We start from the raw sequence: 18,947 nt of genomic DNA, 5'->3' as shown, positions 1-18,947 counted from the left end.
CCTGCCCGCCACCGAGGAATCGCCCATGACCGCAGTACCGCTCACGCTCGACGCCACCCAGACCGACCTCGCCGCCGATGTCGCGGTGTATGCCTACATCGTCGGACTGGTCGCGGGCGTGTACTACCGCCTCGATGCGTCGGGCGTGCCGCACGCGATGTCGCAGGCCGACAACACCCAGGCCGCCGGCAGCTTTCCCGGTTCGGGTGCGCTCGACGCCGCCGCGGTCGCGGCGCTGGCGTCGAACTATCCGACCGTGTGGGCGGACTACTCGATCCCGCTGTCGCGCACCGCGCCGGCGACGCAACTGGACCTGTCGAAGATCAACACCAGCACGGTGCCCGGGCTCGGCACCGGCACCAGCGCGTTCAGCGGGCGCATCTATGTTTCGGTCGGGGTGCCGCGACTGCCGTTCACGCCGCAGGCCGCGGGTTACGCCGCGCCGGTGCCGTATCCGGGGCCCGGCAGCCAATGCCTGTTCGACTGGGTCGAGTTTTCCTACGACAGCCAAGGCAACTTCAACGGCAACACCACCCAGGTCGATCAGTTCGGCTTCGGCCTGAGCCTGGACGGCGCGCCCGGCGGCAGCCTGCAAGGCGTGCTCGGCATCGCGCGCGAGACGTTGCTCAATCAAGTGCAGAACCTGCCCGGCCCGTTCATCGGCGCGCCGACCTTGATCGCCGCGAACCCCGCCGCGGCCGCGGCGTATCCAGCCAACGTCGTCACGCTGCGCGCGCAATCGCCCAAGACCTTGACCGCGCTGCCGACCTACAGCGGCGCGCTGACCGACTATTTCAACGCGACCCTCTCGACCTGGTACGGCAACTGGAAAACCACGCCGCTGGTGGTCAAGGACGTCGCGACCGGTTACTACACCGGCGTGGTCGATCCGGGCACCGGCGTGTTGAACTTCTACCAGGGCCAGTACCCGACCCTGGCCGAATGGAAGGCCGCCGCGCCGGCGCTGGCGTTCGCCCTGACCGGTGCGGCGCCGTCGACGGTGCAGGTGGGTTCGCTCGATGTATGGCAATGCGACAACGCCCTGGCCACCGGCGGCGCCGCGCAGTTGAACGTCGGCAAGAACATCGCCGCGGCATTTACCCGCGGCGTGCCGGGTTATCTGTTCGACGACGGCATCGGACGCAGCGCCGCCGGAACCTACTACCCGGTCGGCGGCACCTGGAACGCCTGGGCGGCGCTGATGCACGAGGCCAACCGCAATGGCCTGGCCTACGGCTTTCCTTACGACGATGTGTGCGAACAAAGCCCGACCGTGCAGCTCAACGGCGCGACCGAAGTGAACGTGGTGCTCGGCAAGTTCTACAGCTGATGGCTCCCTCCCGTTTGACGGGAGAGGGTAGGGGTGAGGGCGCGCGCCCTCATCCGCCCTTCGGGCACCTTCTCCCGCGAGCGGGAGAAGGGAGCGGCTGGCATCTGCAAATCGGGGCGTAATTCGCCGAGCTCCTCCCTCTCCCGTTTGACGGGAGAGGGCCGGAGTGAGGGCTCGCATCGCGCCAACAGCCGCCGCCCCCCAACGTCAGTGAGAAACTTCCAGAACGGCCGCGATGGCGAGGCGAAGATCCTCCAGGCCATACGGCTTGGGCAGCACCTGGATGCCCATGGCCACCGCCTCGTCGCGGTTGCGTTCGGTGTAGCCGCTGGTGAGCAGGACCGGAAGATCCGGCCTGCGCTGGCGCAGCTCGCGCGCAAGATCGATGCCGCTCTTGCCGCCGGGCATCATGATGTCGGAGAACACCAGGTCCAGATGCCGGGCGTTGGCGAGCGCGCCGAGCGCCGCGTCCGGGTTGGACACGTGGATCACGTCGTAGCCGATATCGCCGAGCATGTCGCGCACCAGGGCCGCGACTTCGACATCGTCCTCCACCATCAGCACGCTGCCGTGGGATAACGGCGGCGCATCCGCGATGGTGGGACTGATCGCGGCGACATGGATCGGCTCATGCGCCGATCGAGGCAGGTAGAGGGTGATGGCGGTGCCCACGCCCAGCTCGGACTGGAGGCCGGTCGTGCCGCCGGACTGCTGCGCGAACCCGTACACCTGCGCGAGGCCGAGGCCGGAGCCCTTGCCGACATCCTTGGTGGTGAAGAACGGTTCGAACACGTGCGATTTGACTTCATCGGACATGCCGGCGCCGTTGTCGCGCACGCACAGGCTGACGAAATCGCCGTGTCCATGCGGGCCATTCCAATCCGGCAGGTTCTCGCCTTCGATGGTGATCACGCCGCCGCGCGCCATCGCGTCGCGGGCATTGACGGCGAGATTGAGCAGCACCAGTTCGAGTTCGCCCGGATCGACCTGCACCGACCACAGGTCCGGCTTGAGCCGGACATCCACCTGCACGTCGCCGCCCAGGCTGCGATCGAGCAACTCCTGCATGTCCTGCAGATGCCGCGCGAGGTCCACGGTTTCCGGACGCAAGGCGTGACTGCGCGAGAACGCCAGCAACTGCCGGGTGAGGCTGGCGCCGCGCTGCGCGGCCTGGCGCATGCCCTGCAGCATGCGCGTGCGCCGCGCCGGGTCCTGATTGCGCTCCATCATGTCCAGGCCGGCGGTGACGACCATCAGCAGATTGTTGAAATCGTGAGCCACGCCGCCGGTGAGCTGGCCCAGCGCTTCGAGTTTCTGCGCGTGGCGCAGGCTCTCCTCGATGCGCGCGCGTTCGGCCATCTCGGTGCGCAGTTGCGAGTTCACCTGCTGCAATTGCTCGGTGCGTTGCGCGACCAGCGATTCCAGTTCCGCCGCGGCCTGTTCGCGCGCGCTCAACAGCGAACGCACCTCGTGCTGGCGCAGCCGCGCGCGCAACGCCGCCTGCATCACGCTGATCAAGGTGATCGGCTGGACCGGGCGCTCGAGCAGCGCGACGTTGCGCAGGCTGCGCACCAGTTCCTGCCGCCAGCGGGTGACCCGCGGCTCGTCATGGCGGCTGGTGAGCACGACGAACGGCAGGTCCGACCATGCGGGCTGGCGGGCCACCCATTGCGCGAGCAGTTCCAGATCCTGGCCGAACAGGCCTTCTTCGGCCACGAACGCCGCGTCGATGCCCGCCTGCATGTCGTCCAGCAATTGCCGGTAATCGCGGCAAGGCGTCGCGGAAATTCCCGCGCGGGCGAGCAGGTCGATGGTGGCGGGGGCGTCGCGCCCGATCGGGGCGAACACCAGTACGCGCTGGTGCATTATCGCCTCAGTGTTCCACGCCTCCGCCTTCTCCATCGCCCAGCAAGGGTTCGCTGGTGCCGGTGTAGGAGGGCGTGCCGGAGAAGATTCCGCTGAACTGCCGCAGCGGCGGCCCCAGCGAAATGCCGTTTTGGGTCAGGCGGAATTCGCGGATGGTGTGTTCGTGATCGCCGCTGCGCTTCTTGACCACCGACAGCGCGCGGCGCACCGTGCCGCCGAATTCGAAATAGCGCAGCATCAGCACCGCATCGCTGAGGTAGCTGATGTCCAGCGGCGTTTCCATCGGGCCGACCAGGCCGTGCTGGGCCAGCACCAGGATGGTCAACACGCCTTGCTGCGACAGGAAACTCAACAGCTCGTGCATCTGCAAGATGAGGAAGCGGCCGTCGGGCATGGCGTTCAAGTAGCCGTTGAGGCTGTCGATGATCACCAGCCGCGCGCCGTCGTGCTGCACGCTCTTGCGCACGATCGACGCGAACTCGCCCGGCGACATCTCCGCCGGGTCGATCTGCTGGAAGCGGATCATGCCCGATTCCAGCGCCGGCCCGAACTTGAGCCCCAGCGTCCTGGCGCGCGCTTCGACCGTGCCGCGGCCCTCGTCGAAGGCGAAGAACACGCTTTTCTCGCCGCGTTCGGCCGCGGCGATGGCATAGGTCAGCGCCATCGACGACTTGCCCACGCCGGCCGCGCCGATCAGCAGCGCGTTGGTGCCGCGTTCGAGACCGCCGCCGAGCAGCTTGTCCAGTTCGGCGTTGCCGCTCGGGGTGAAGTCGCCGGTGAAGCTGGCATGGTGTTCGGCGGCGACGAGCCGCGGGTAGATTTCCAGGCCGCCCTTGCGAATGGTGAGGTCGTGAAAACCGCCGCGAAAGCTGATGCCGCGCATCTTCACCACGCGCACCCGCCGGCGTTCGGCGCCGTACTCGATGGCCAGTTGCTCCAGCAGCACGACGCCGTGGGAAATCGAGTGCAGCTGCAGGTCGTTCTGCTGCGAGGTCATGTCGTCCAGCAGCACCACGGTGCAGCGCCGGCTGGCGAAGAAATGCTTGAGCGCGAGCACCTGCCGCCGATAGCGCAGCGAGCTTTGCGCGAGCAGCCGCAGCTCCGACAGGCTGTCGATCACCACCCGGCTGGGATTGAGCGCGGCCACGCGGTCCAGGATCAGCTTGGTGGTTTCGCCCAGTTCGACCTCGACCGGATGCAGCACGGTGATTTCGCGGCCCGGATCGAGCGTGGTTTCCGGTGGCACCAGTTCGAACACATCGATCTGGTCCAGGCTCCAGCCATGCCGCGCCGCCACCAGGGCGAGCTCGCGCTCGGTTTCCGACAGCGTGATGTACAGGGTCTTTTCGCCATTGCGCGCGCCTTCGAGCAGGAACTCGATAGCCAGCGTGGTCTTGCCCGTGCCCGGCCGCCCCTCGTACAGATACATGCGGTTGGCATCGAGGCCGCCGCCGAGGATGTCGTCGAGCCCCGAGTTGCCGGTGGAGATGCGCGATTGGGTGTCGCCAGCGTCAGCGTTCATCGTTGAGGACCCGGGTTGGCGGGAGTGGGACTCGTCGGCGCATGCGTCTGCAGATCGGCCAGCGCCTCGAGCAAGCCGTCGATCGAATAAGGCTTGGTGAGCAGCTTGGTGACGAGTTCGTGATCGAGCATGTCGCCGTAGCCGGTCACGGTCAGATAGGGCACGTTGCGGCGCCGCAATTCTTCGGCCACCGGCCAGGAGTGTTGGCCTTTGAGGCTGACGTCGACGATCGCCAGGTCGAAGGAATGCCCTGACAGCAAGTCGAGGGCCTGATTGACGGTGCCGGCGATTTCGACCGAGGCGGCGCCCGCATACAGCACGCCGTCTTCGACCGCCATCGCGAGCAGCTCTTCGTCCTCGACGATCAGCAGTTTTTTTCCAGCCAGGGAGTTGACCATGGGCTATCCCGATTGCGGAGCTGCATTGTGCTGGGTCGATTGTTAAGCCTGAATCGTCGCGGCACGCAGCGCGCGAATCGACGATGCATCACGCCGTCTCGACCGGCCCGCCAGCGTGCCGGCGTAGCATGGCGGGCGCCTTCCGACAGGAGTTCAGCATGCAAACGCAGGAACTGTATCGCGGCCGTCTGATCGACCACATCCAGCTGGTGGTGCGCGACATCGAGGCGAGTCGACGCTTCTACAACGCCGTGTTCGACGCATTGCAGGTGCCGATCGCCGGCAGCGGCGACGACCACTTCTGGGCCGACGAGTTGTTCGTATCCACCGCCGATAGTGAGGCCGCGCGGGGCGAGCTGACCGGACGCCACCATCTGGCCTTCCAGGCGCGCGATCGCGCGATGGTCGAGGCCTTTCATCGCGCCGCATTGGCCAACGGCGGCCGCGATCACGGCGCGCCCGGCAAACGCGCCTACCATCCCGGTTACTACGCGGCGTTCGCGCTCGATCCGGACGGCAACAACATCGAAGCGGTGTATCACGGCGAAGCCGAGCGCAGCGCGCCCGCGGTCAAGATCGTGTTCTGACGACGGCGACGGTGTGCGGCTCGCACTGACGGATCGGGACGATGCTGCCGTGGGGCCATCGATCGGCCTCGCAATCGCGATCGAGCTGAATTGGCGCTAACGCCGCATGCGCAGTTCGCGGTTCTGCGAACACCGTGAACCGCAACTTCGCACCGCGCTAACGAGGGACGCCTCAATTTTGACCGGCAGTCCTCAAGGCCCCGGCCACCACGCGACCGCGGGCCTTCGCACCTTCATCCAGGAGAAACGACATGATTACGCGTATCGCTGGTTTGGCCGTTCTCGTTGCCGCCATCGCCGGAGCGTCGGCTCTCCAGCCGGCGCATGCGGCCAGCGCCGAGACCAAATGCCACATGACCTTCAAGACCTCGGGCTGGGCCGTCATCTACAAGCACATCGACGGCAGCGGGCACGTCAGCTGCGACAACGGCCAGAGCGCGAATGTGCGCATCCACATCCGCGGCGCCGGACTGACCGCGGGCAAGTACAGCATCGACAACGGCAAGGGCGAGTTCACCAAGCTCAAGAACCTCGACGAGATCTACGGCACCTATGCCACCGCCGGCGCGAATGCGGGCGTGGTGAAGAGCGCCGAGGGCCTGGCGATGACCAAGGGCGAAGTCTCGCTGGCCGTCAACGGCACCGGACGCGGCTTCAACCTCGGCGTCGACGTGAGCGGCTTCGAGATCGTGCGCGCGAAGTAAGCTTCGCAACGAGCCGTCGTGACACAAGCATGGGGCGCCGACCGGGCGCCCCATGCTTGTTTCGGCCGGGGCCGGAACCATCGCTATCCAACGCGGCGCTGCCGTGGCGTCGCATCCTGTGAGACACGCCCCGCATAGCGTGCCGGCATGGACACTGTCAGCAGTCAACATGCGCCCTTGCCCTCGGGCTTTCATTGGGAAGTGCAGGGCGCCGCGCCCACCAAGCACCTGGTCGCGGTGCCCGATGCCTCGCCGGCGGTATGGCTGGCTTCCATCGGCGGCGACGGCGACAGTTGCATCGCCACCATCGGGCGACACAAGGCGCGCGCCAACCACATCGACCGGGCGTTTCGCACCACGGCCGCCGCCGCGGGGTGGGTCGCGCGCTGGCTCGATCGTCAAGGCCGATCGATCCAGGAAGAATTGTCGCGCGACGCGGCGTAGCGGCCGGGTAAGCCGGCGTTTACAGAAAAGGCGGATCGGATGGCGCGGATTCTCGGCTACATCGCAGTGAGTCTGGACGGCTTCATCGCCACCCGCGAAGACTCGCTGGACTGGTTGTTCAAGTACGAAGGGATCGATCTGGGACAGCACGACTACAGTGTGTTCCTGCAGAGAATCCGCACGGTGGTGATGGGCCGCGGCACCTACGATTTCATCGCCGCCGAGCCATCGCCCTGGGCCTATGGCGATCAACGCGTGCGGGTGGTCAGCTCGCGTCCGATCGACGACCCCAAGGGGCCGCTGGAGCGACGCCAGGATATCGACGCGCTGATCGCCGAACTGCGGTCGCTCGACGACGGCGAGGTATGGATGCTCGGCGGCGGCCAGTTGCAGATGGCCTTCCTCGAGCGCGGCGCCATCGACGAAATCGAAATCTACGTTTTCCCCGAGATGCTGGGCGGCGGCAAACCGTTGTTTCCCGCCACGGGGCTGCGGACCACGCCGACGCTGCTAAGCGCGCAGGCGCTCGACCGGGGCTGCGTCCGGCTGCATTACGCATTCGACAGCTCCGGCCAAAGCCAAACCCCATCGACTTGAGCAAGGCGGCACTCGACTGAGCGAGACGACCCGCAGCGGTTTCGTAATGATCGAGTGCTCAGCTGCCGCGACGGCCGGTGGGGGCAAGTAGGTTGTCCACCCCGCGAAACGCTTTCGGCCCGCCAATAACGCATTGCCCGACTGGTGGCCGCTCGCCTTGTCGCCACCCGCGGCCTCTATCATCAACTCGTGCAGACGCTGATGATGGCTGCGCCATCCGTCGCCGTCGAACAGCACGAACAGGCCAAGTTGCAGCAGGCTGCGCCCGGTGTCGTTACGCGAAACCACCACGAGATGGCGTCTGGCGTCGACGATCATGAACTGGCCGCCCCAGCCGTCGGCCCATACGACAGCGGCCTTGCGGTCCAACCACCACAGGTAGCCGTAAGCGTCGAAAGGGTCCATGTCGCGGACGTCCGAGTACGCCTTCGTGCTTTGTTCCACCCAGGCCTGCGGAATGACTTGGCGCGTTCCCCAGCGGCCGCCGTTGGCGTAGAGCATGCCGAACCGGGCCAGATCGGCCGCCGACATGAAGATCACGAACTGGCAATGCTCGGTGTAACCGGGTTGATCGTAGATCACGTGGCCCGGCTTGAAGGTCGCCATGCCCGTGGGCTTGGCGATCCATTCGTAAAAGGCCTGGCCGATGCTCATCCCGGTGCGCCGTTCGAAGATCACGCCGAGCACGTTGAAGTCCCAGTTGTTGTAGTAGAAGAACTCGCCCGGCCGGTGCGAGCCGCGCTGCGGGCGCGTGTCCTTCATGCCCTTGGCTTCGCCGGCCGCCTCGATGTAGATCCCCGAGCGCGACATCAGCAGGTCGCGCACCGTGGCCGATTTTTCGATGGCGGTCAGCGGCATGACCTTGTCGTCGATGCCCAGCTCCGCCAGGGTCTGGTCCAGGCGCAGATAGCCCTTGCTCACCGCGATGCCGTACAGGCCGCTCAACAGGCTCTTCCTGACCGAATGGGTGTTGATCGGCAAATCCACCTCGCCCCATTGCGCCAGTTGCCGGCCATCCTTCAATGCGACGAACGCATCGAACCGGGTTTGCGCGGGCAGGTAGGCATAGGCTTGTTCGAGCGCCTGAGGCCGGGCGATCGCGGCCTTGGGCAGGTCGGTGGCGAACGAATTGCGTCCGCCGATGTTAATTGCCGGAATCGCGGTGATCGCGACCGCCACGATCGCCAAACCCGCGACCGAGATCGCGACGATCTTCATCAGACTTCTGACTTTGCTGGACATGGCAACGAACCCCTGGGAAACGAACTCCAGCGTCGTTCGCGGCGGCCGCGGCGGCCAGATAACGGAAGTCGCGCAAGTGGGTGACGAAAGTCACCGGTTTTGGAAACCCGCTTGCGTTCGCCATCGCGCGGCGCAAAGCTGGGCCATGCCGAAACATCATTGCCACCGATCTCCAGCGGTCGCCCTGGCCGGTGCGTTGGCATGGGCGGCGGTCGGATTGGAGTTGTGGTCCGGCCCGCTGGTCGCCACACACGTCGGCGCCGCGCTGCCGCTGCATGGAGTGGCGCGAATGCTGCACCTGGCGTTCGCGCTGCTCTTCGTGGTGTCGCTGACCGTCGTCCGGCGCCGCGGCCTGCGACTGGCGATGGCGACCGCGCTGTGCCTGATCGCCTTGGTGCTGGTGGCGCTGTATCGCTACAACTCCGCGGCGGCGTTGTTGATCATTCCGATGCTGGAGTTCGCCGCTGTGCTGAGCACGCGCGCGCTGGCGACCGTGTACCTGGCGGCGAACCTGCTGCTGTTGTGGGTGGTGGCGCAGTTCCGGCAGATGGATGCGCCGCTCACCCATGTCGGCCTGCATGCCAGCCTGCAACTGTTCGCCATCTTGCTGGTCAAGTCGACCCGCAGGACCGAGCAGGCCCGCGACGCCCTGGCCGAGGTCAACGCCGAACTGGTCGCCACGCGCGGGGTGCTTTCCGAAGTCGCGCGCGGCCAGGAGCGCTTGCGGTTGTCGCGCGAACTGCACGATGTGGCCGGGCACAAGCTCACGGCGCTGCGCCTGAATCTGAGCGCGCTCACCCACAACAAGTCGCTGGATACAGACGAAGTGATCGCGCAATGCACGCGACTCACCGAAGAGTTGCTGGACGATCTGCGCTCGGTGGTGCATCAGCTGCGGCTCCACGACGGGCTGGATCTGGGCGCCGTCATGGACCGCATCGCGGCCCCGTTTCCGCGGCCGCGGGTGCATCTGCAGATCGCATCGGACGCGCGCGCGAGCACGCCCGAACAGGCCGAAGCGCTGCTGCGCGTGTTCCAGGAGGGGCTGACCAATGCGGCCAAGCACAGCAACGCCGAGCAGCTGTGGGTGACGTTGAGTCGCCAGCACGACGAGGTGACGCTCGACCTGCGCGACGACGGCCGCGGACGCGGCGAGGTATCGCCGGGCAACGGCCTGACCGGAATGCGCGAGCGCCTGAAATCGCTGGGAGGACGTGTGGAATTCGGACGAATCGCCGAAGGCGGTTTTCGCCTGCATGCCACCTTGCCGGACCGATGCTGATCGAACCCGCCCGCATCACGATCGCGCTGGCCGACGATCAGGCCCTGGTGCTCAGTGGCCTGAAGGCGCTGCTGGGCGGCTTCGCGCAGTTCCGGGTGGTGGCCGAGGCCGCGGACGGAGCGGCGCTGCTGGAGGTATTGCAAGGCGTCGCAGTCGATGTCGTGCTGTGCGACATCCGGATGCCGCTGCTGGACGGATTCGAAGTCTGCCAGCGGCTTCGGGCGTACACGAATGCGCCGCCGGTGATCCTGCTGACCACCTTCGACGATTCGAGCCTGGCCTTGAGGGCGGTCGAGGTCGGCGCCAAGGGGTTCCTGCTCAAGGACGCATCGCCCGCCGAACTGGTGGACACGATCGAAGAAGTCGCCGCGGGGCGGTCGGTGGTCGCGCCCATCGCCACCGACGCCGTGCGCGCGCGCTACGCCTATCGGGACCAGGGGCCGCCGACGGGAAATTTCAGCAAACGCGAGATCGACATTCTGCGCTTGCTGGCCGGCGGCTATACCAATCGGGAAATCGGCCAGGCGATTCACGTGACCGAGGGGACGGTGAAGAACTACCTCATGGACATCTTCGACAAGCTGGGCACCCGCGACCGGACCCGCGCGGTGCTCAAGGCGATCACCCTGAAAGTGATCTAGCTGCGCGCGGAGGTTTGGGCCGCGATTGTCGTCGATGGAACCTATCCATCCGGGCAGGTTTATCCCCGCAGGCGCCCCGCATCGGATGAGGGAAGCGGTGGCGGCGCCACCGCTTGCGCGCACGGAGCGGCGGCATCGATGCAGCGAAGGCCGACCCGCCGCCCGCCTGTAAGCGTGCGTCGCCGCCTCAGCCCGGATCGGTGAAGAAGCCCTTGATCGCGGTGCCGTTGGGGCCGTACTTCTCGTAGGTCTTCTTGCACTCGGCTTCCAGGGCTTTCGGCGAGGTCTGGCTGGCGGCGTTGAACTTCTTGGTCTGTTCGCTGCGCGCCTTGATCATCGTCGCGTTCTCGTAGTCCACGCCGATGTCGATGCCCAGGGCGTCGAGCACTCTGATCGTGTCGCCGCTGCTGATGTTGCGGCAGTAAGGCTCGGCGGCCGAAGCCGTCCCCCAGTGCTTGAGCGCTTCTTCCCGGGGCATGGCGGCGTGGGCCGGAATGGCCACGGCGGCGGCGAACATTGCAAGGTAGATAATCCGCATTTGAGCTTCCTTGATCGGTGTGATGTCGGCTCTGCGCCTCATACCGGAATCCAGTGGACCGGTATGGAAACTTCGGTCGGCTCGTCGTTTCCGGCGGCTTCGGCCGAGTGGCCGGAAGTGTACCCGTACCCCGAGGTTCGATGCTCCATCGTCGCAATGCGACGCAGCCGGCCCATTGCCTGGCCGGCTGCGTGGGTACTCAGGTCGACCTGCCGCCGGATCAGACGGTGACGGCCACCGTCTGGGTCCAGACCACGCCGATCGGGGCGTTTGGATTGCTGAAGGTGAGCGGCGTCGAGCCGACGGTCACGTTGAACGCGCTCGGGCCGCCCCAGTTGATCCCGACCAGGGTCAGGCTGTACTTGCCGGGCGGCAATACCGAGCCCAGGTTGACGGCGTAGCTCACCGGATCGTTGTTGCCGGAGCTGATGTGGCAGATTTCGGACGAGCCGGCGGGCGTCGAAGCGGTGATGAACAGTTCGTTGTCGCAGGCGGTGACCTTGATGGACGTAGGCATTAGGGAATCCTTTTCCGAAGCGGATGAAGTTGCGCGAATGATCGATGCGATCGGCCGTTTTGGAACGCGGCTGCCTGTGCGGCAGGGCGCTCGGAGTGGGCGACGCGGCGAGCGAGGAAACCGTGTGGGCGTCCGCGCTGCCATTGCAGTATTCGCGCAGCGGTCCGGACAAACAGCCTCATTGCCGACTCAGCCGCGTATCAGTTCCAGCGCACTCGCCGACGCCCGACGATCACGCGGTGCCGGCTTCGGCGAAAAGCGCTGGCGCGGGGCGAACGATCTGCATGACCGGGACGTCGAAGCAGCGCGCCAGTTCGTGGGCGATACGAAAGCGCACGGCGCGGCCGGCTTCCACCCGCTTGATGGTGGCGATGGAGACGCGGATGTTGCGCCGCCAGCATTCGTCGGCCAGATCCTGTTGGCTCAGCAGCCGGTCCTGGCGCAGCCGACGCAGCAGCGCACCGTCGAGCGCGACCTGGCCGCGGTCCAGCAGCACAACGCGACGGTCGATCGGCGCGGCGGGATCCTGGGTGCGCGCGGGCGCATCGGTGAGGACGGATACGCGGTCCAACTCCGGTCCTGCGATGCGGCCGAGTGGGGTGGAGTCGTCCATGGAAGAGCCTCGCCGGTGTAGATGCTGCCGAAGTGTCCTGCGCGGTCGCTGTCGCATTGCGCGATAGTTCGACGGACTGCGGGAGTCGCGCGGATCGTCTTCGATCCGTCGATATCACAGTGCCCGTTGCTCGGCTCGATCGCCTTTCCGCAACCTGCCGGTTCGTATGTGGCTGTTTTTGCTTGGCGATTGTCGTGGCAACGCGGCGTATCGACGCGTGGCATGGCTTCGTTTTCCACGAACCGTAGAGGTCTTCGTAGCTCCCATATAGAAGGAGTGCGAACGTTTTCGAAGCGCTTGCCGCCGCTTTGGCGCAGCGCGCTGTCGAACAGTCGCTATCGAGACCCGGTCGCCGGTTGTCCTGTGGCGAGGCCAGACTGCGTGTGTCCAGGGCCTCGGCCCGGACGGATCGCTAAACCCAGCGGCCATGCGCGGCTGGGCGGTTTGATCGTTTCCAGCAAAAATCCCGGGCCATCGCGATGGATGTAACAAAGCGTCGACTAAGCTGCCCGGCGACGGCCCACCCGAAGCAGTGTCGAAGCCCATGCAGCGATACCTCGTCACCGTGCAGCGAACCGGTAGCGGTCTGGCCACCGTTCCGATCCAGGAGTTGGCCATGGCGGCCATCGGCGAGATCCCGGGCGTGCGGGACATACAGATCGTGCGCCACTCGGCATCGGAGGCCGAGGTTTCCTTCCTCGTGGCCGCCGATCGCCTCGCCTCGGTCGTGGAAGACCGATTGAGCCATTTCGGCCTGACCTGGGTGAGCTTGCAATTGCTCGAGGTGTCGTAGGCGTCGGCTCCTGACAGTGGCGCTCGCCGCTGATCGACGTAGCATGTCGGAAAATCGGCCGAACTTGTGAAGTCGCGAACAGCCGAAGTCGCCAGCTCGACGATACGCCGCATCGCATCAGCGCGATCGCGCCGCGCGCGTCCGCCTCGCCTTCCGCGATGCAGCATGAGTGCTAGGCTCCGAACGCCCGATCCTGGGCCTCAAGGAGAGAGACATGATCCGCACCACCCAGCTGATGACGCTGTGCGCTTTCGTGTTCGGCATAAGCTTTGCCACGACCGCGTTCGCCGCCTGCAACAGTGTGTGTTTTTCGCAATGCCAGACGCGCGCGATCGATCGATGCCTGGCGGCGGGCGGTGGCGAAGAGTGCTACTGGGACAGCACCTATTACCAATGCTATCGGCAATGCGGCTGCATCATTCCCTGACGATGGACAGTGACTGCGTTTGATCGTCTGCGCGCCTCATCCAGGCGGATGGGGCGCGTTCGTCAGTCGAAGGCCGGGTTTCAAGGCCTGGCCGCGTACTCTAAGGAGACAGACATGATTCGTACTGTGAAGCTGGTGGCGTTGAGCGCTTTCGTGTTCGGCATAAGTTTTTCGACCATGGCCTCCACGGACTACGACCTGATCTGCCTGTCCAATTGCCAGCAGATCGAGATCGAAAAGTGCAGGGCCGCGGGTGGCGGCGACGAGTGCAATTACGTCAATTTCGACCATTGCTATTATCAGTGTCCCAATATCTTCCCGTAGCCTCCATCCAGGCACGGCCGTGCCTCATCCAGCCGGATGAGGCACTTTGGAAAACAACACGAGCCTCGGGGCCTGGCGCGAGTGCGCATGCAATGCGCCACGACAATCACGTCCAATAGCGAGGGCAATGCCCCGCATCGCGCTTCCGATTTGCCGGCTCGGATGCTGGGTGAAGCACGACCCGCCGACGCGGACAGTGTTCCGCTGATTCCCGCGGCCGTTCTAAAGCCCGGAGTGCTCGCCGACGATCACGACCACGCGATCGGGAACCAGGGGATCGTTCGTGTAGACCCGCACGATGCAGTCGCTGCGCCGCGTCACCACCGAAGCGAAGGTCTCCAGCAGCACGGACATGACGACCAGCGCTCCGCTCGGCGTCGAGATCCGGCGCGTACACACGAGTTCGCCGGGCCGGGCCACGAATTCGTCGCTGACGATGAGCCGGGTGACCAGTCCATTCGCCGTGGCATTGCGAATGGCGATGCAGGTGTCGGTCGCCTGGATCGGCAACTTGCCGATCAACGGCGGCAGTCCAAGGGCTCCGGAGTCGCACACGAGAACAACAGGGTTGAACTGGGTAATGCGGACGTGCGCCTTCATGGCCTCCTTTGAACGCCGAAGTGACGAGGTGGCGTATATGAACATCCGCGCCGAGAGCTGCCTAGCGAAGTCAAAAAAGAAGCTGAATAAGTCAGCTTCCGGCGACGCGGCTGCAGCAATTCGACCCGTCGCGAAGCAGCGGGCAGACTGTCCGAACCCGATGGACGTCATCCGATCTTCGCGTCGATGCGAGCGATCACTGCGTCTGCATTCGATCGATGGCTTGCCCTGAGTCGACGCTGTCGGCGTTAGCTCGATCATCCACGGCGATGGAGGTTTGAATGTCCAAGGCAAACAAGTCCGTTCTGGAAGCCGCCAACCGGGCGATCAGCGAAGGAAACATCGAAGGCTTCCTGTCGTTTTGCAGCGACGACCTCGAGTGGACGACGGTGGGCAAGCAAACCCTCAATGGAAAGGATGCGGTCCGTCGATGGATGAAAGCCGCCTACGTGGAGCCGCCCAGGTTCAGCGTGACCGACCTGGTCGCGGAAGCCGATCTGGTCACCGCGATCGGCGAAATCGCGGTCAAGGACGAGCAAGGCAGACTGGTTCGCAGCTCGTACTGCGACGTGTGGCGTTTCCGCGACGGAAAGAGGGCGCAGCTGCGGGCGTTCGTGGTCGATGCCGGCGGCGATGCGTCCTGACGAGCGCCTGGTTGCGCCGGGAGCCGCATCCGTCGCGTTACCCGATCGCGCCACCCGAGCGGGTCAGGTCTGCACGCTGTAGGTGATGAAGAAGCACACCGCCGTCAGCAATGTCATCGAGGCGATGAAGGCCGCATCGGCGATCCGTTCCAGCCGGTGCAGGCGCTTGGGCACGCGCAGGGCGAAATAGGACACCAGGGTCGCGACCAGGAACAAAATCGCGTCGAGCGCGAGCAGATCGTCGGCGAGCGTCGTGGTGCGCTCGACCGCGGCCACCACGCGCAACAGGCCGATGCCGGTCAGGCAAACGCCGACCATCGCCGCCGAGATCGGGCAGATCATGCGGCAGGTCTGTTCGTCGAGTTGATTGCGTTGCTCGGGCGTTTGCATGGCCGGTTCCTCGGGGTGGCGCGCTCGCAGGGGCGGTCCTGGCGACGGTCTGGGTCACCGGCCGCGCAGAAGAGGCTTGCCGTAGCGCCAACGCATCGGGGCGTCGGCCGATGACCTGGAACGGATCGATGAAATGGTCGGCAAACCGCGTGCCCGCGTCACCTAAATTTTTGGTAATGATCCCCTCACGCCGATTGAACCGGCGTCGCCCGGCTCGGGCCTAGCATAGGCGCCTTCGCCGCTTCGAGAGGATGAGCACCATGGCCGTTTCGTTCGCGCGCGGTGTGTCGATCGCGCTGATTGCCTTCGCGGGCCTGCAGGCCGGTACGGATGCGCGCGCCGCGCCCGCCAAAGCGGCCGTGGCGGCCGAAGCGGCAAAGCCCAGTTACGAGTCGCTCGACAGCAACAAGGACGGCGTGGTGACCTTGCCCGAAGTGGTGGTCAAGGCGCCCGATCTCGCCGCGCGCATCCGCCATTGCGATCTCGACCACAACAGCGCCTTGTCGCGCGCCGAGTACGCAGCCTGCAAGCCGGCCGCGGCGGAAAAGACCAAATAGTCGCGGCGTCGGCGCGACCGTCAGGCGTCCGGCCGTATCGTCGGGGCCGGCGCTTGCCGCGTCGCCTTCGCCTGCAATAAGCGCACTGCGCTCATTGATACGAGCACTCGATGTTTTCGGGCGAGTCCGCGACCAGGGTCGTGAAACCGGTGCAGGCATTGCGTGTGAATCGCGGCAGCAGCCCGGGGCCGCCCATGTAATTCGAGTCGTAGTGAAGCATGTAGCGCTGCCCGTTGGGCGTTCGCAGCGCGGCGACCCATATTTCGGAATCTATGCCGTTGCGTTCGATCGCAAACCAATAGGGCGTGCGCTGCGAATCGGCGGCACGCGCGCATTGCCACGCGGCGGCCGGATCTTGTCCCAGGGCGACCAGGCCGCATTCGCGGGCGCCGGGACCGGTGAGCATCGACAGTTCGTCGCGCAGCGGGTTGCCGGTGGTCGGTGCCTGGACGGCCGCCGGTGGACGGGCCGCCGCCGGCGGATGGGCGGCGGTCGACCGATCGGCCGGGGAACACGCGGCCATCAGCGCCGCTGCGATCACAACATTGATTCGCGAAATTCGTTGCATGCGTCCGGGCTCCTAGCTTGAATCCATTCCGGCCGCGCGGCGGCGGCGCCTGAAAACCACAGGCCATCGCGGCCATTAAACCAGCTTTGCGCGCGTTGACGACTCGCTCGACGTTCCGGTCATCGGATTTCGGTGAATAGGGTCGTGGCAGGCACACTGCTTACCCATTCGCCGCGTTGCAGCGGCGGCCGAGCCCGGAATTGTTCGTCCGGTCGGCCGCGGTGTCAGCCGCGGCCCGCTCGTTCGAGCGCGGTTCGCAGTTCGAGCGGCAGCGCCACCGGTCGCCGCGTCTCGGGCGACACCGTGACGTGCGTGATCGTGGCCCGGAATGTGCGGGTGCCTTCGGCATTGAAAGCGCCGACTGCGAGAGTGAACGAGTGCTCGCCCATTCGATCGACGACCACCTCCATGTCGATCGCTTCATCCCAGGTCATGGGATACAGGAATTCGATCGACAGCGCCCGCGCGGGCGGAAGAACGCCCAGGGCGATCAGTCGCCTCGTCGCGGGGCCGCCGAGCGCATCCGACAGGAACTCCAGATTCGCTTCCACGACGAAGTGCGCGATACGTGGCGTATACACGACTCCGCCCGGATCGCAGTCGCCAAACTGGATGACTCGGCGGGTTCGAAAAGGCATCGATTCGTCCTTCGTGGCTGCGCAGCGGGCCAAGGCGTGAGTGAGCCGGGCCGTGGATCGCTGTGCGCGCGGATCGTTCGCCCGAGATAGCCCGGAGCCGGCACTCGAATGTGCATCGGACGTCGGGATTTCTCAAGGCCTCGGTGCCGTTGGCACTCGACGGTTCGCCTTAATGGCCCTGGCGCGAGCCGATGGCCGTCACATACTGCCAGCGCACTCGGTCGCTCGGAACGGTGAACATGCCGCGCACCGCAATCCACCGGAATTCCATGATCGAAGGTCGCGAACGATGTCTGGCAATCCTGTGTTCGGCAAGGTGCTGGCAGCCGTGGCGCTGCTGCTGGGGCTCGGCGTATCCAGTCCCGGCGCGGACGCGCGCGCCGCCTACAAGACAACCCAGGTGGCCCCCGGGCTCTACAGCTTCGGCGCCGGGCTCGCCTTCAATGCTTTCATGATTACCGACGACGGTGTCATCGTCATGGACAGCTTCGATCGCGATTTCGCCAAGGCGTCGCTGGCGGCCATACGAAAATTGACCGACAAGCCGATCAGGTACCTGATCTATTCGCACAACCACTACGATCACATCAGCGGCGGGGAGGTGTTCAAGGCCGAAGGCGCGACGATTCTCGCCCACGATGCGACCGCCACCTGGCTCGAGCGCCACCCCAGCGCGGATGTCGTCATGCCCGACCAGCGCTGGTCGGGATCGAAATCGGAACTCAGGCTCGGGCGCAGCCTGATCAATCTCGTCTACTTCGGCGCGAACCACGGCGAAGGCATGACCGTCTTCCAGTTCCCGAACGAGCGCGTCATCTACACCGTCGATCTCGTCGTGCCGCATCGGGTGGGCTTCGCCTACATGCCCGATTTCTCGCCGCGCGAGTGGGAGAGAACGCTTTCCGAAATGGACGCGCTGGATTTCGACCGGGTGATGTATGCCCACAACGCGCCGGTCGGGCCGAGGTCGAGTGTCGCCGACCAGTTGAAGTATCTGCGCGACCTGCGGGCCGCGATCGACGCCGAACTCAAGAAGGGCACGCCCTTCATGCAGATTCCTAACACGGTGAAACTTCCGCAGTACCAGACCTGGGACGGGTATGCGCAATGGCTGCCGATGAATGCCTGGCGCGTGCTGCTGGAGATCGCGATGGGGGTGTAGCGGCGGACGCGGTCGGGCTGCCGAGTGCGTTGGCCGTCCGCCGCCTGATTCGCTACGGCGGTCATCAAGGCACGCGCGTGACCTGCGCGTACGTCGCCATCCAGCGGCCGTCGCGTTTCGCCCAGACATACGACACCCGCAACCTGCGGGTCTGATGCCTGCCGTCCTGGGTCCAGCTCAGATCGAGCAGGCCGCCGATCACGGCGCCGTCGCCCCAGACCTTCTGGATGCGCTCGCGCAGCACGTACGGGTCGATCTTGAAACCGGGCAGATGGAAATCGGCGAGGAACTGCTGCTTGTTCTCGACGGAGGCGTTGGAGTTCACCAGTACGTAGTCGTCATCGACCAGCCGCGCCAACGTATCGACATCGTTGGCGACCTGCGCCCGATCGTAATCCGCGACCGCTTTGGCGAGGTCGGGCGGAAGCTCCGTCGCGAATGCAGGCACGGTAAACAACGCAAGGACAAGCGCGAGCTTCATGGCCGACTCCATGGAGGGTCCGAACTGGAATGCCGCGGCGTTCGTCGTTGCCGTACAACCCAGCGCATGACGCGCGATGACG

Annotated in this window: 25 protein-coding genes; 13 read left to right on the top strand and 12 right to left on the bottom strand. The window is 65.6% G+C overall.

The features are described 5' to 3' along the window. Positions 1 to 25 precede the first annotated feature (25 nt). Positions 26 to 1,330 (top strand): beta-1,3-glucanase family protein, encoded by a 1,305-nt coding sequence (locus KME82_RS25490; RefSeq protein ID WP_215496525.1) that lies wholly within the window; start codon positions 26 to 28, stop codon positions 1,328 to 1,330. 207 nt (positions 1,331 to 1,537) lie between these two features. Here KME82_RS25490 and KME82_RS25485 read toward each other — a convergent pair whose 3' ends face one another. The 3 genes from KME82_RS25485 to KME82_RS25475 are packed head-to-tail and all read right to left on the bottom strand — an operon-like array spanning position 1,538 to position 5,116. Next, positions 1,538 to 3,196 (bottom strand): ATP-binding protein, encoded by a 1,659-nt coding sequence (locus tag KME82_RS25485; protein ID WP_252255537.1) that lies wholly within the window; start codon positions 3,194 to 3,196, stop codon positions 1,538 to 1,540. A gap of 7 nt (positions 3,197 to 3,203) precedes the next feature. Then, positions 3,204 to 4,718, bottom strand: a complete 1,515-nt coding sequence (locus KME82_RS25480) for an ATPase domain-containing protein (RefSeq protein ID WP_215496523.1) — start codon at positions 4,716 to 4,718, stop codon at positions 3,204 to 3,206. Next, positions 4,715 to 5,116: a response regulator gene (locus tag KME82_RS25475; RefSeq protein ID WP_215496522.1), complete on the bottom strand. Its 402-nt coding sequence runs from the start codon at positions 5,114 to 5,116 to the stop codon at positions 4,715 to 4,717. Before KME82_RS25475 ends, KME82_RS25480 begins: the two co-directional genes overlap by 4 nt. Positions 5,117 to 5,274: 158 nt before the next feature. On the opposite strand from KME82_RS25475, the gene KME82_RS25470 reads away from it, so the two are divergent. From KME82_RS25470 to KME82_RS25455, 4 genes are all read left to right on the top strand, one after another. Next, entirely contained in the window at positions 5,275 to 5,703 is a 429-nt protein-coding gene (locus tag KME82_RS25470) for a VOC family protein (protein WP_215496521.1), read from the top strand. A 251-nt stretch (positions 5,704 to 5,954) separates the two neighbouring features. Next, positions 5,955 to 6,407, top strand: coding sequence for a hypothetical protein (locus tag KME82_RS25465; RefSeq protein ID WP_215496520.1), 453 nt, complete (start codon positions 5,955 to 5,957; stop codon positions 6,405 to 6,407). Positions 6,408 to 6,554: 147 nt separating this feature from the next. After that, a complete protein-coding gene (locus KME82_RS25460) occupies positions 6,555 to 6,851 on the top strand; it encodes a hypothetical protein (protein ID WP_215496519.1) in 297 nt (98 codons plus the stop codon). 39 nt (positions 6,852 to 6,890) lie between these two features. Next, complete coding sequence (locus KME82_RS25455; protein ID WP_215496518.1) at positions 6,891 to 7,448, top strand: dihydrofolate reductase family protein; 558 nt, start codon at positions 6,891 to 6,893, stop codon at positions 7,446 to 7,448. Here the strand turns inward: KME82_RS25455 and KME82_RS25450 are convergent. Next, the gene (locus KME82_RS25450) at positions 7,362 to 8,627 is read right to left on the bottom strand and encodes a serine hydrolase domain-containing protein (RefSeq protein ID WP_215496517.1); all 1,266 of its coding nucleotides are present in this window, start codon (positions 8,625 to 8,627) and stop codon (positions 7,362 to 7,364) included. The genes KME82_RS25455 and KME82_RS25450 overlap by 87 nt on opposite strands. A gap of 208 nt (positions 8,628 to 8,835) precedes the next feature. Here KME82_RS25450 and KME82_RS25445 point away from each other — a divergent pair, with 208 nt between their 5' ends. Together KME82_RS25445 and KME82_RS25440 are read left to right on the top strand one after the other, a co-directional pair. Further along, complete coding sequence (locus tag KME82_RS25445; protein ID WP_215496516.1) at positions 8,836 to 9,972, top strand: sensor histidine kinase; 1,137 nt, start codon at positions 8,836 to 8,838, stop codon at positions 9,970 to 9,972. After that, a complete protein-coding gene (locus tag KME82_RS25440) occupies positions 9,966 to 10,613 on the top strand; it encodes a response regulator transcription factor (RefSeq protein WP_215496515.1) in 648 nt (215 codons plus the stop codon). The genes KME82_RS25445 and KME82_RS25440 overlap by 7 nt, the downstream gene beginning before the upstream one ends. Positions 10,614 to 10,800: 187 nt before the next feature. Here the strand turns inward: KME82_RS25440 and KME82_RS25435 are convergent, their stop codons facing one another. From KME82_RS25435 to KME82_RS25425, 3 genes are all read right to left on the bottom strand, one after another. Then, positions 10,801 to 11,151 (bottom strand): hypothetical protein, encoded by a 351-nt coding sequence (locus tag KME82_RS25435; protein ID WP_215496514.1) that lies wholly within the window; start codon positions 11,149 to 11,151, stop codon positions 10,801 to 10,803. A 220-nt stretch (positions 11,152 to 11,371) separates the two neighbouring features. Then, the gene (locus KME82_RS25430) at positions 11,372 to 11,668 is read right to left on the bottom strand and encodes a hypothetical protein (protein WP_215496513.1); all 297 of its coding nucleotides are present in this window, start codon (positions 11,666 to 11,668) and stop codon (positions 11,372 to 11,374) included. Between the two features lie 232 nt (positions 11,669 to 11,900). Further along, complete coding sequence (locus KME82_RS25425) at positions 11,901 to 12,281, bottom strand: helix-turn-helix domain-containing protein (RefSeq protein WP_215496512.1); 381 nt, start codon at positions 12,279 to 12,281, stop codon at positions 11,901 to 11,903. 544 nt (positions 12,282 to 12,825) lie between these two features. Here KME82_RS25425 and KME82_RS25420 point away from each other — a divergent pair. The 3 genes from KME82_RS25420 (at position 12,826) to KME82_RS25410 (ending at position 13,825) form a co-directional block, all read left to right on the top strand. Beyond that, positions 12,826 to 13,074: a hypothetical protein gene (locus KME82_RS25420; RefSeq protein ID WP_215496511.1), complete on the top strand. Its 249-nt coding sequence runs from the start codon at positions 12,826 to 12,828 to the stop codon at positions 13,072 to 13,074. 214 nt (positions 13,075 to 13,288) lie between these two features. After that, positions 13,289 to 13,501 (top strand): hypothetical protein, encoded by a 213-nt coding sequence (locus KME82_RS25415; protein WP_215496510.1) that lies wholly within the window; start codon positions 13,289 to 13,291, stop codon positions 13,499 to 13,501. Positions 13,502 to 13,615: 114 nt separating this feature from the next. Continuing rightward, the gene (locus tag KME82_RS25410; RefSeq protein ID WP_215496509.1) at positions 13,616 to 13,825 is read left to right on the top strand and encodes a hypothetical protein; all 210 of its coding nucleotides are present in this window, start codon (positions 13,616 to 13,618) and stop codon (positions 13,823 to 13,825) included. A gap of 222 nt (positions 13,826 to 14,047) precedes the next feature. On the opposite strand, the gene KME82_RS25405 is transcribed toward KME82_RS25410, so the two are convergent. Further along, positions 14,048 to 14,425, bottom strand: coding sequence for a hypothetical protein (locus tag KME82_RS25405; RefSeq protein ID WP_215496508.1), 378 nt, complete (start codon positions 14,423 to 14,425; stop codon positions 14,048 to 14,050). Between the two features lie 281 nt (positions 14,426 to 14,706). Between KME82_RS25405 and KME82_RS25400 the strand changes: the two genes are divergently transcribed. Further along, a complete protein-coding gene (locus KME82_RS25400) occupies positions 14,707 to 15,069 on the top strand; it encodes a nuclear transport factor 2 family protein (RefSeq protein WP_215496507.1) in 363 nt (120 codons plus the stop codon). 63 nt (positions 15,070 to 15,132) lie between these two features. On the opposite strand, the gene KME82_RS25395 is transcribed toward KME82_RS25400, so the two are convergent. Further along, positions 15,133 to 15,459, bottom strand: coding sequence for a hypothetical protein (locus tag KME82_RS25395; protein WP_215496506.1), 327 nt, complete (start codon positions 15,457 to 15,459; stop codon positions 15,133 to 15,135). A 260-nt stretch (positions 15,460 to 15,719) separates the two neighbouring features. Between KME82_RS25395 and KME82_RS25390 the strand changes: the two genes are divergently transcribed. Continuing rightward, complete coding sequence (locus KME82_RS25390) at positions 15,720 to 16,016, top strand: hypothetical protein (RefSeq protein ID WP_215496505.1); 297 nt, start codon at positions 15,720 to 15,722, stop codon at positions 16,014 to 16,016. Positions 16,017 to 16,107: 91 nt separating this feature from the next. Here the strand turns inward: KME82_RS25390 and KME82_RS25385 are convergent, their stop codons facing one another. Together KME82_RS25385 and KME82_RS25380 are read right to left on the bottom strand one after the other, a co-directional pair. Then, positions 16,108 to 16,584 (bottom strand): hypothetical protein, encoded by a 477-nt coding sequence (locus KME82_RS25385; protein WP_215496504.1) that lies wholly within the window; start codon positions 16,582 to 16,584, stop codon positions 16,108 to 16,110. A gap of 224 nt (positions 16,585 to 16,808) precedes the next feature. Next, entirely contained in the window at positions 16,809 to 17,222 is a 414-nt protein-coding gene (locus tag KME82_RS25380) for an acyl-CoA thioesterase (RefSeq protein ID WP_215496503.1), read from the bottom strand. Between the two features lie 289 nt (positions 17,223 to 17,511). Between KME82_RS25380 and KME82_RS25375 the strand changes: the two genes are divergently transcribed. Continuing rightward, the gene (locus KME82_RS25375; RefSeq protein ID WP_215496502.1) at positions 17,512 to 18,384 is read left to right on the top strand and encodes an MBL fold metallo-hydrolase; all 873 of its coding nucleotides are present in this window, start codon (positions 17,512 to 17,514) and stop codon (positions 18,382 to 18,384) included. A 64-nt stretch (positions 18,385 to 18,448) separates the two neighbouring features. On the opposite strand, the gene KME82_RS25370 is transcribed toward KME82_RS25375, so the two are convergent. Continuing rightward, positions 18,449 to 18,865 carry a nuclear transport factor 2 family protein gene (locus KME82_RS25370; protein WP_215496501.1) on the bottom strand — a complete coding sequence of 139 codons (417 nt, stop codon included), beginning with the start codon at positions 18,863 to 18,865 and terminating at the stop codon, positions 18,449 to 18,451. Positions 18,866 to 18,947 lie beyond the last annotated feature (82 nt).

The sequence above is a fragment of the Lysobacter capsici genome, assembly GCF_018732085.1.
Classification (GTDB): Bacteria; Pseudomonadota; Gammaproteobacteria; order Xanthomonadales; family Xanthomonadaceae; genus Lysobacter; species Lysobacter capsici_A.
Note: the sequence above shows the minus strand (reverse complement) of the source record. Positions and strands in the feature narration are given on the sequence as shown.